At 30.7% G+C, this 11,687-nt stretch carries 13 protein-coding genes; 9 read left to right on the top strand and 4 right to left on the bottom strand.

Going from position 1 to position 11,687, the window contains the following annotated elements; all coding sequences use genetic code 11:
* Both IDG60_RS16615 and opp4C read left to right on the top strand, forming a co-directional pair.
* Positions 1–711: ABC transporter permease (locus IDG60_RS16615; RefSeq protein ID WP_206160943.1), on the top strand; the 711-nt coding region annotated here is incomplete at its 5' end.
* Positions 712–722: 11 nt separating this feature from the next.
* Positions 723–1,604 carry an oligopeptide ABC transporter permease gene (opp4C, locus tag IDG60_RS16610; RefSeq protein WP_001180280.1) on the top strand — a complete coding sequence of 294 codons (882 nt, stop codon included), beginning with the start codon at positions 723–725 and terminating at the stop codon, positions 1,602–1,604.
* A gap of 41 nt (positions 1,605–1,645) precedes the next feature.
* On the opposite strand, the gene trpS is transcribed toward opp4C, so the two are convergent.
* The gene (trpS, locus tag IDG60_RS16605) at positions 1,646–2,635 is read right to left on the bottom strand and encodes a tryptophan--tRNA ligase (protein WP_000448934.1); all 990 of its coding nucleotides are present in this window, start codon (positions 2,633–2,635) and stop codon (positions 1,646–1,648) included.
* Between the two features lie 293 nt (positions 2,636–2,928).
* Here trpS and spxA point away from each other — a divergent pair, with 293 nt between their 5' ends.
* The 4 genes from spxA to pepF all read left to right on the top strand — a co-directional run bounded on the left by spxA (position 2,929) and on the right by pepF (position 7,377).
* Positions 2,929–3,324: a transcriptional regulator SpxA gene (gene spxA / locus IDG60_RS16600; RefSeq protein WP_000258003.1), complete on the top strand. Its 396-nt coding sequence runs from the start codon at positions 2,929–2,931 to the stop codon at positions 3,322–3,324.
* 370 nt (positions 3,325–3,694) lie between these two features.
* Positions 3,695–4,414, top strand: coding sequence for an adaptor protein MecA (mecA, locus tag IDG60_RS16595; protein WP_001217728.1), 720 nt, complete (start codon positions 3,695–3,697; stop codon positions 4,412–4,414).
* 120 nt (positions 4,415–4,534) lie between these two features.
* Positions 4,535–5,521: a competence protein CoiA gene (locus IDG60_RS16590; protein ID WP_000959282.1), complete on the top strand. Its 987-nt coding sequence runs from the start codon at positions 4,535–4,537 to the stop codon at positions 5,519–5,521.
* 47 nt (positions 5,522–5,568) lie between these two features.
* Positions 5,569–7,377, top strand: a complete 1,809-nt coding sequence (pepF, locus tag IDG60_RS16585; RefSeq protein ID WP_000082733.1) for an oligoendopeptidase F — start codon at positions 5,569–5,571, stop codon at positions 7,375–7,377.
* Positions 7,378–7,836: 459 nt separating this feature from the next.
* On the opposite strand, the gene yjbH is transcribed toward pepF, so the two are convergent.
* The 3 genes from yjbH to IDG60_RS16570 all read right to left on the bottom strand — a co-directional run bounded on the left by yjbH (position 7,837) and on the right by IDG60_RS16570 (position 9,728).
* Entirely contained in the window at positions 7,837–8,643 is an 807-nt protein-coding gene (gene yjbH, locus IDG60_RS16580; RefSeq protein WP_000896697.1) for a protease adaptor protein YjbH, read from the bottom strand.
* 22 nt (positions 8,644–8,665) lie between these two features.
* A complete protein-coding gene (locus tag IDG60_RS16575) occupies positions 8,666–9,031 on the bottom strand; it encodes a truncated hemoglobin YjbI (protein ID WP_000214070.1) in 366 nt (121 codons plus the stop codon).
* Between the two features lie 103 nt (positions 9,032–9,134).
* Entirely contained in the window at positions 9,135–9,728 is a 594-nt protein-coding gene (locus tag IDG60_RS16570; protein WP_000224619.1) for a CYTH domain-containing protein, read from the bottom strand.
* 185 nt (positions 9,729–9,913) lie between these two features.
* Here IDG60_RS16570 and IDG60_RS16565 point away from each other — a divergent pair, with 185 nt between their 5' ends.
* From IDG60_RS16565 to IDG60_RS16555, 3 genes are all read left to right on the top strand, one after another.
* Positions 9,914–10,261 carry a UPF0738 family protein gene (locus tag IDG60_RS16565; protein WP_001242102.1) on the top strand — a complete coding sequence of 116 codons (348 nt, stop codon included), beginning with the start codon at positions 9,914–9,916 and terminating at the stop codon, positions 10,259–10,261.
* A 16-nt stretch (positions 10,262–10,277) separates the two neighbouring features.
* Complete coding sequence (gene yjbM / locus IDG60_RS16560) at positions 10,278–10,913, top strand: GTP diphosphokinase (RefSeq protein WP_001077683.1); 636 nt, start codon at positions 10,278–10,280, stop codon at positions 10,911–10,913.
* Between the two features lie 16 nt (positions 10,914–10,929).
* Positions 10,930–11,687: NAD kinase (locus IDG60_RS16555; protein ID WP_113588550.1), on the top strand; the 758-nt coding region annotated here is incomplete at its 3' end.

The following is an 11,687-nucleotide window of genomic DNA, read 5'->3' as shown; positions in this document are numbered from 1 at the left end:
AGGCCGGTAATTGATGTTATTGAGGAAAGAATTCCAAATACAATATTACTCGGTGCTATGTCATTAATTATTACTTATATTATCTCATTTGCTTTAGGAATAACGTCAGGTAGATATTCTTACAGTTTGACTGATTATACTGTGCAAATATTTAATTATTTGATGTTAGCTATTCCATCTTTTATTGCGGGAGTATTTGCAATTTTTATTTTTTCTTTTGAATTACAATGGTTTCCGTTTCAAGGTTCTGTTGATATTAACCTTAAAGAAGGTACTTTTGAATATTATATGAGTAAAATTTATCATACATTTTTGCCTGCATTAACTTTAGGATTATTATCTACTGCTGGTTATATTCAATATTTACGTAATGATATTATTGAAAATTCTAAAAAAGATTATGTATTGACGGCAAGGTCAAAAGGATTATCTATGAATAAAATTTATAATAAACATATATTGAGAAATTCTTTAATACCTATTATTACATTTTTAGGTGCTGATATTGTAAGTATTTTAGGTGGAGCTGTGATTACTGAGACTATCTTTTCATATAACGGTATCGGTAAATTATTTTTAGAATCGGTAATAGGTCAAGACTATCCATTAATGATGGCATTAACGTTATTTTTCTCATTTTTAGGTTTATTGGGTAATTTGATTTCTGATATTACTTATGGATTTATAGATCCAAGAATTAGAAGTAACTAGGGGGGATTGGAATGCAAAATAAGTCAAAATCGCCTTTTAAAATTGCATTGTCTAGATTTATTCATAATAAAATTGCAATGTTATCGATTATTTTTTTATTAATCATAACTATTGTATCAATTATAGCGCCATTAATAGCTCCTTTTCCAGTGAACCAACAAGATTTATTAAATATAAAAGGTGAAATGACAGCACAAAACATTCTTGGTACAGACTCTGGTGGTAGGGATAACTTTAGTCGTTTGTTATATGCAGGTCGTATTTCATTATCCATTGGAATTACATCTACAATAGGAATGCTTTTGATTGGAATTACAGTTGGAGTGATTTCTGGTTATTTTGGAGGTATTGTTGATACATTATTAATGAGAATAACCGAATTTGTTATGTTATTTCCATTTTTAATATTTGCAATTGTATTAAATGCTGCACTTGGAGATAAAATTAAAAATCCTTATGGATCTGCCATAATTCTTGTTCTAGTTATTATCGTATTAAGTTGGGGAGGTATTGCAAGACTTGTTCGTGGTAAAGTACTTCAAGAAAAAGAAAATGAATACTTTTTGGCAGCAAAATCAATTGGTACACCCACATATAAAATTATTTTGAAACATCTTTTGCCGAATATATTAAGTGTAGTTATCGTACAAGCAACATTGTTATTTGCCGGTATGATTGTAGTGGAATCAGGATTGAGCTTTTTAGGATTCGGAATTAGTAAAGCAATACCATCTTGGGGTAATATGTTGAGTGATGCTCAAGAAGGGGATGTTATAAGTGGTAAACCGTGGATATGGATGCCACCTGCTATAATGATTACATTAACTATATTAAGTATAAACTTTGTAGGGGAAGGGCTTAAAGATGCTTTTAATCCTAGAGGTAGACGTTAAATAATAAAAGAGGCACTAGTTAATTCTAGTACCTCTTTATTTTATCTCTTACGTCCTAATCCCATCGCTTTTTCCATTTTTTTGACAGTTTTAAATGAAACTTTGTGTGCTTTATCTCTACCTTGATCTAAAATATCATCAAGTTTATCTGAGTTATAGAAACTTTCGTATTTTTCTTGGAATTCTACTAAAAATGCTTTAACTATTTCAGCAAGGTCACCTTTAAATTTACCATAACCTTCTCCTTCATATTTTGCCTCAATATCTTTAATTGGCATGTCGGTTAATCCAGCGTATATTGAAATTAAATTTGTTATACCTGGCTTGTTGTCACGATCAAATTTAATAATACCATCTGAATCAGTTACTGCGCTTTTAATTTTTTTAGCTGCAACATTCGGCTCGTCCAATAATGAAATGAAGTTTTTAGCATTATCATCACTCTTACTCATTTTTCTTGTTGGGTCTTGTAAACTCATGACACGTCCACCAACTTTAGGCATACGAATTTCAGGTTTCACAAGCACATCATTATAGCGACTATTAAATCTATCTACAAGGTTACGAGTCAATTCGATATGCTGCTTTTGGTCATCTCCAACTGGAACGATATTAGTATTGTAAAGAACAATATCAGCTGCCATTAAAGGTGGATATGTTAATAGACCAGCTGGTATACCTTCAACTGCTTTCTGAGCTTTATCTTTGTATTGCGTCATACGCTCTAATTCTCCAACAGAAGCAATCGTAGTTAACATCCATCCTGCTTGTACGTGTGCAGGGACTTCAGATTGTATGAACAATGTTGCTTTGTCTGGATCTATACCAGAAGCTAAATAAATCGCTGCTAATTGTCTGGTCTGTTTACGTAATTTTAAACGATCTTGTGGCATTGTAATTGCATGTTGATCTACGATACAGAAATAACAATCATAGTCATTTTGCACATCAACAAATTGTTTTAGTGCGCCAATATAATTTCCAATAGTAGGAATTCCACTAGGTTGGATGCCTGAAAATAATGTCTCCATTTAAATGCCTACTTTCTTAGTAATATTTTAATAATTATCATTATAACAGTATTTCTTAAAAATGTAAGATGTGTTAGAATATACGTATAACTTACTACTAACAAAGGATTAATAATCTTTTTTATAAGTGTAGAAACTTATCTGAAAAATTAGGTTTTTCTCATTTAATTTTAATGTTAGATAGTTATAATAAATAGTAACGATTAAGAATTTTAGAAAAAAATGTTTTTTCTTGATCTATAACTAAATTTTAAGCAATGAATTTTATTCATTCAAATAGGAGAGTGAGATGTATGGTAACATTATTTACTTCACCAAGTTGCACATCTTGCCGTAAAGCGAAAGCATGGTTACAAGAACATGACATTCCGTATACGGAGCGTAATATTTTTTCTGAACATTTAACAATTGATGAAATTAAGCAAATATTAAAAATGACTGAAGACGGTACTGATGAAATCATTTCTACACGTTCTAAAACATACCAAAAATTAAATGTTGATATTGATTCACTACCATTACAAGACTTATATTCAATCATTCAAGATAATCCTGGCTTATTACGTCGTCCAATTATTTTAGATAATAAACGACTACAAGTTGGTTATAATGAGGACGAGATTCGACGTTTCTTACCTAGAAAAGTTCGTACGTTCCAATTACAAGAAGCACAACGTATGGTTGACTAATAACCATTTAACTATGTGTCATACTTTACTAAAAGATATGTCAAGCAACACTATTTCTATAGTGTTGCTTTTTTGGTTTTAATTTTACAATAATTGCTTAGTATCTTTTAAATCAAATGTGCAATTGTTAATATAGCTCTATATTAGAGTGTTTTGGATGAAACATTTGCTATGATAAGGTAAAATTAAATTAAGAAAGTGCTTTAATGCTTTAACTGTATAAATCATTTAAATAGTTTTGCTACAACGAATATGTTATTATAAGTTACCAAAATATTTTAGAGAAAGAAATCAAACAAATAAATTGTATTTTGTTTGATGCTTTAATACAATGTGGATACTATTCATCGACTGTAAGGAGTGAGATGATATGAGAATAGAACGAGTAGATGATACAACTGTAAAATTGTTTATAACATATAGCGATATCGAGGCCCGTGGATTTAGTCGTGAAGATTTATGGACAAATCGCAAACGTGGCGAAGAATTCTTTTGGTCAATGATGGATGAAATTAACGAAGAAGAAGATTTTGTTGTAGAAGGTCCATTATGGATTCAAGTACATGCCTTTGAAAAAGGTGTCGAAGTCACAATTTCTAAATCTAAAAATGAAGATATGATGAATATGTCTGATGATGATGCAACTGATCAATTTGATGAACAAGTTCAAGAATTGTTAGCTCAAACATTAGAAGGTGAAGATCAATTAGAAGAATTATTCGAGCAACGAACAAAAGAAAAAGAAGCTCAAGGTTCTAAACGTCAAAAGTCTTCAGCACGTAAAAATACAAGAACAATCATTGTGAAATTTAACGATTTAGAAGATGTTATTAATTATGCATATCATAGCAATCCAATAACTACAGAGTTTGAAGATTTGTTATATATGGTTGATGGTACTTATTATTATGCTGTACATTTTGATAGTCATGTTGATCAAGAAGTCATTAATGATAGTTACAGTCAATTGCTTGAATTTGCATATCCAACAGACAGAACAGAAGTTTATTTAAATGACTATGCTAAAATAATTATGAGTCATAACGTAACAGCTCAAGTTCGACGTTATTTTCCAGAGACAACTGAATAACGATATTAATTAAGCAACGCACTATGAAAGGAGACTCTTTGGAGTCTCTTTTTTTATTGATTTCAAAAGCTGAAAAAGTAATAGTAGTTAAACTTACGTGTAATATTTTGAGGTGAAGATATGTTAGTAGCTTTAAATGAAGAAAAGGAACGTGTGTTAGCAACTACTGCATTGAGAAAGACACAATATTTTTGTCCGGTGTGTGGCAAGCAAGTTATTTTAAAGCGTGGGCTCAAAGTAATTAGTCATTTTGCACATAAACATTTAGCGGAACAAAAATGTTTTAATAATGAAACGATTAAACATTATAAAAGTAAATTGATTTTAGCACAGATGATACAGCAACAAGGATGTAAAGTAGAGATAGAGCCATTTTTAAAAGAAATAAAACAAATTCCGGATATTTTGATTAATAATAAATATGTTATTGAGCTACAGTATTCGCCAATTCCTTATAAACAGATTCTTCAACGAACGGAAGGTTTAAAGAAAATGGGATATAAAGTAAGTTGGTTATTAAATGATGTTGATTATTGTCATAATAAAGTGAAGTTCAATCATTTTCATAGTTTGTTTATTAATCCAATCACTCGAAAACTTCATACGTTCAATTTAGAGAAAAAACAAATAATGATGTTTCAACAAATACAATATTTAGGCGGGCACAAATATGTCGCTGAAAAAAGGAATGCCAAAATTATTGAGTTGTTTAATGAGGCGCCTTGTGATTATCATGCTGTTTATAAATTATCAAAGTTCGCAATTAATCAATATATCAAATATTGTCGCTGGCAAAATTCTGTTTTAGAACCCACTTTAAGTGCAATGTATCAATTACAGTTAACTGATCAAGAAGTAGTGTACAATTATGGTTATATTTTTCCAGAGCAAATTTATATTGAAAATCATCCAATTGAGTGGCAATTACAAGTTGATTTATGGTTAAAGAATGGAAAAAGCAAATTAGTAAATGACAATCTTAATTATTTTAAACTGAAAAAATTTATTGTTGCTCTAGAAAGTAAAACAGCAATTATAGAAAAACTTATTAACAATTATTTAAATATTTGTTCAGATAGAGGTAATGACGTGCAAATTTTGTTCTAAAATGAGAAAATTATATCAATTATATTTTATTAGGAGGTTTACTACATATGAGTCAACAATTATCGAGAGAAGAACAGGAACGTAAATATCCTGAATATACATGGGACTTAACAACAATTTTCAAAGATGATGAAGCTTTTGAGGCTGCATTTAAAGAAGTTGAAAATGAGTTAGGCAAAGAAGAACAATTTAAAGGACACATTGGTGATAGTGCTGAGACATTATACAATGCGTTAGAATTAGAAGATACATTAGGTACTAAATTAGAAAAAGTATATGTATACGCGCACCTAAAACAAGACCAAGACACAACGAACGACAAGTATACTGGTATGGAGTCAAGAGCACATCAATTAATTATTAAATTTAGCTCGGCATGGAGTTTCTTAGTGCCAGAGATTTTACAAATTGATGAAGATAAAATTCAATCATTTGTAAATTCATATGATAAATTACAAAAATTCGCATTTGATTTGAAGTTGATTAATGAAAAACGTCCTCATATTTTAGATGCTGAAACTGAAAAGTTATTAACAGAAGCGCAGGACGCGTTATCAACGCCATCAAATGTATACGGTATGTTTAGCAACGCTGATTTAGTATTTGAAGATGCGATTGATAAAGATAGAAATGCACACCCGTTAACACAAGGTACATTTATTAAGTATTTAGAATCAGATGATCGCAAACTAAGAGAAAGTGCTTTTAGAAATGTATATAAAGCATATGGTGCTCATAATAATACGCTTGGCGCTACGCTAGCAGGTGAAGTGAAGAAAAATGTATTTAATGCTCGTACACACAATTACAAAACTGCAAGAGAAAAAGCATTAAGTAATAATCATATTCCAGAAAATGTATATGACAATCTAGTAAAAACTGTACATAAATATTTACCATTGCTACATAGATATACTGAATTGCGCAAAGAATTGCTAGGTTTAGATGACTTGAAAATGTATGATTTATATACACCATTAATTAAAGATATTAAGTTTGAAATGCCTTATGAAGAAGCTAAAGAGTGGATGTTAAAAGCTTTAGAACCAATGGGTGAAGAATATTTAAATGTAGTTAAAGAAGGCTTAAACAATCGTTGGGTCGATGTCTATGAGAATAAAGGTAAACGTTCAGGTGGCTATTCATCAGGTGCACATTTAACTAATCCATTTATTCTACTTAACTGGTCTAATACTATTTCAGACTTATACACATTAGTTCATGAATTTGGGCATTCAGCACATAGTTACTTCAGTAGAAAATTCCAACCGTCAAATTCTAGTGACTACACTATTTTTGTCGCTGAAGTTGCATCAACTTGTAACGAAGCACTTTTAAGTGATTATATGGATAAACATCTTGATGATGAAAAACGCTTATTATTATTAAACCAAGAATTAGAACGTTTCAGAGCTACATTATTCCGACAAACAATGTTCGCAGAATTTGAGCATAAAATTCATGCAATTGAAGAAGCAGGTGAACCATTAACGCCAACTAGAATGAATGAAGAATATGCCAAATTAAATAAATTATACTTCGGTGATTCTGTAGAAACTGATGAAGATATTAGTAAGGAATGGTCACGTATTCCACACTTCTATATGAATTATTATGTATATCAATACGCAACTGGTTACAGTGCAGCTCAAAGCTTAAGTCATCAAATTTTAACAGAAGGTAAGCCAGCAGTAGATAGATATATTAATGAATTCTTGAAAAAAGGTAGCTCAAATTATCCAATTGAGATATTAAAAAATGCTGGTGTAGATATGACAACACCTGAACCAATTGAACAAGCTTGTGAAGTTTTTGAACAAAAATTGAACGCTTTTGAAAAATTAATGAAAGCTTAGTACTATTGTATTCGCTTACATTATGAACAGATTGTGACAATTTAAATTAAGTACTATTAAAAGGTTGAAATGGTAGAGATAGCATGTTATATTATGAACATGAAATTAATCACATAACAAACATACCCCTTTGTTTGAAGTGAAAAATTTCTCCCATCCCCTTTGTTTAGCGTCGTGTATTCAGACACGACGTTTTTTTATGTTCTTTTTTAATAAGAGGGAAGTGAAGTTGTATAAAAATGTATTAAATATGCACTTTTTATACATTAACGATTAATATAAGTCTATTATGTACCAAATTTATAATTTGTATAATTTTCGAACTGGTTAAATTCGGAAAATATCACTAATATATTTAGATCGATGTGTAACATTACGTTCTAATAATTTAATGTTGCAAAATTAAGAGTCAGTAAAAAGACCTCGTTACATTTATGGTGTACGAGGTCTTTAATTTATTTATTTTGATTTGATTTTAGGCATTTTAGATTTCCAGAAATCGCCGTCTGGATATTTAAGTTTTTCAATTTTTTGTTGAATGGCTAACTTCTTTAACTCTTTGTTTAAAAGTTTTTCTGGCCATTCATAAATAGTAAGTAATTCTTCCATCGTTACAAGTTGTTGTTGCTGTATATAAGTTTCTAATTTAGGAGGAAGATTCTTTTCGATAGGTTTACCCATCAATTCATTAATTATATAAGTATAGATGTGATATGGGTATAATCCTTCGACTTTTAAACCTTCTTCATGAACATCTTCACTAAAGAAAACGAGAGAAGGGGCTTGTTCGATTTCCATTTCTCTTGCAATATGCAAATCAATTTTCAAGCTTTCGGTTAGTTTACTTTTTTGTAAGTCGTCTTTAAATACTTCTAAATCAATACCTGCATTTTGAATACAGTCACAAATCATTGATTCTGTAATAATATCTCTTTTAGGTATGATTTCATTTTGCATTAAATGTATAAATCGTTCGGCACGTACACGACCTTGTAACTCAGCTGCTTTATAAGCTAGGGCGATGTTATCAAAGTTGGATGTACTTTGAGCTTGGCATTTCGTTAATACTTTTAACGAAGGATTTAATATATGTCTGATACGTATATATTGATTATATTCAATTCTTAATTTGGATAAGATTGCTGATAATTTGAAGCAATCGGAGCTAAATGGATCGAAAAATGAATAAATTTCGATTTTACTTACAGGTGATAGATTAATATCTTCACGACTCTTATTTTCCATTATTCGTAATTCTCCAGCCATGTTTATTCACCTACAATTAATTTTAGGAATTCACCATATGATTAGCAGTTAATCTTAAGCGCTCAAATAAATAATCTCCAACACCTTGTGGAAACGCAGCGCGATTAATTGCTGTCTGCATATTTTCTAACCATGCATCTCTTTCAAATTCAGTGATTGTAAAATCCATATGTCTTTTTCTTAGCATAGGATGTCCGTGTTCTTCGGTATAAATGTTTGGACCGCCCAAAAACTGTGTTAAAAATTGTTTTTGTTTACGACTTGTTTCTGCAAAATCTCCTGGAAACAGGTGATTAAGTCGTTCATCTTTTTCTACAAGGGTGTAAAAATAATCAATCATATCGTATAACGCTTCTTTACCAATGATGTCATATGGTGTTGTTGTCATTTAATCACCCATTTTCAAAAATTTACTATTACGAACTTAAGTTAATATATAACTAATATAACATGATTTTAAACATTTGAAAGAAATATGCATATTTGCCAATTTAATTTATATTGTTTGAAAGTGTTTCTTTTTTCTTGAAAAAACGTTGAACTTTATTTAAAGGTTGATGATGTTCGAGGTTTAGTTCGTTTAATAAAGATTGGAACTTTTGTAAACCTTGATTATAGTCTTTAACTTCGAACTCTAACTCATAATCCGCAGTATCGAAATACTCACTTTTATCTAAAACGAGTAAATCACCTTTATATTTAGTTTCTTGGCGATATGTCGTTAATGCACCAAGTATTGATAAAGTTGTATCTTTTACACCAAACTGTTCAACTATAATTTGACGAATGTCATCTGGAAGATTGTCGTTTGAAATAATCAAGTTCATCTCTGGTTTAATGTCGACGATATAGTTGTATTCTAATAGACCAACCTTTGCTGGTGTCTTTAAAGTCATTTCATATTGATTGTCTTTAACTCTTATGCGTAGTGCAGAGCGATGTTCCTTTAATTTGAAATCGGGTGTATCAATATAGTAATTGACTTGCTTAAAAAGCACACTGTCTTTAAAATATTTCTCTTGCAATTTATTATAGATTGATGCAGTTATCATTTGTTTAAATTCTATTTCATGATTTGTTGCCATGATATGTATACACCTCGTATCAAATTCAATTTATCTTAACTATATTATGAATGACAAAGTTGAATTTTAAAAGCAATTTCCTTTATCTATTATCAATGTTAATTTGACCATTAAAAATAGTGTTCGTAAGTGTTTTGTATTATTGAATTGTGTTAAAATGTTATGGAATAAGAGGAGGATTAAGCATGCGTTTATATATTAATGAAATTAAAATTAAAGATGACATACTTTATTGTTATACAGAAGATTCTATTAAAGGATTATCTGAAGTAGGACAAATGCTCGTTGATAGTGATAATTATGCCTTTGCGTATACATTAGATGATGGTAAAGCGTATGCTTATCTCATTTTCGTACAAGAAACATGGACGATGTTGCATGAAAACATGACTAAAAAAATTATTATCAATGATGAACTAGAATTGACTGAATTCCACCAAGAACTTACTTATATTTTAGACAACATAAAAGGGAATAATAATTATGGTAAGGAATTTGTTGCAACCGTTGAAGAAACATTCGACATTGAATAAAGCGGGGTGAAGCACTATGAATCAATGGGATCAGTTCTTAACACCTTATAAGCAAGCGGTTGATGAGTTGAAAGTGAAACTTAAAGGCATGCGCAAACAATATGAAGTTGGTGAACAAGCGTCGCCAATAGAATTTGTTACTGGTCGTGTTAAACCGATCGCTAGTATTATAGATAAGGCAAACAAACGACAAATACCATTTGATAGGTTAAGAGAAGAAATGTACGATATCGCTGGTTTAAGAATGATGTGCCAATTTGTAGAAGATATTGATGTTGTCGTCAATATTTTAAGACAAAGAAAAGATTTTAAAGTAATTGAAGAACGAGATTATATTCGTAACACTAAAGAAAGTGGTTACCGCTCGTATCATGTCATTATTGAATATCCAATTGAAACATTACAAGGCCAAAAATTTATATTGGCTGAGATTCAGATTCGTACATTAGCAATGAATTTCTGGGCAACGATTGAACATACTTTACGATATAAATATGATGGTGCTTATCCGGATGAAATTCAACATCGTTTGGAAAGAGCGGCAGAAGCAGCGTATTTACTTGATGAAGAGATGTCTGAAATTAAAGATGAAATTCAGGAAGCTCAAAAATATTACACGCAAAAACGTTCTAAAAAACATGAAAATGATTAACGAGGTGTTATAAATCATGCGTTATACAATTTTAACTAAAGGTGACTCCAAGTCTAATGCCTTAAAGCATAAAATGATGAACTATATGAAAGATTTTCGCATGATTGAGGATAGTGAAAATCCTGAAATTGTTATTTCAGTTGGTGGTGATGGTACATTACTACAAGCATTCCATCAGTATAGCCACATGTTATCAAAAGTGGCATTTGTTGGAGTTCATACAGGTCATTTAGGATTTTATGCGGATTGGTTACCTCATGAAGTTGAAAAATTAATCATCGAAATTAATAATTCAGAGTTTCAGGTCATTGAATATCCATTGCTTGAAATTATTATGAGATACAACGACAACGGCTATGAAACAAGGTATTTAGCATTAAATGAAGCAACGATGAAAACTGAAAATGGCTCAACACTTGTTGTGGATGTTAACTTAAGAGGGAAACACTTTGAGCGATTTAGAGGCGATGGATTATGTGTATCAACACCTTCGGGTTCAACGGCTTATAACAAAGCGCTAGGTGGCGCACTGATACATCCTTCACTTGAAGCAATGCAAATTACAGAAATTGCCTCAATAAATAATCGTGTGTTTAGAACGGTAGGATCACCACTTGTATTACCAAAGCATCATACATGTTTAATATCACCAGTTAATCATGATACCATTAGAATGACGATAGATCATGTTAGTATCAAACATAAAAATGTTAATTCAATACAATACCGTGTAGCAAATGAAAAAGTGAGGTTTGCACGTTTTAGACCATTCCC

Source organism: Staphylococcus sp. EG-SA-2, from assembly GCF_017152085.1.
Note: the sequence above shows the minus strand (reverse complement) of the source record. Positions and strands in the feature narration are given on the sequence as shown.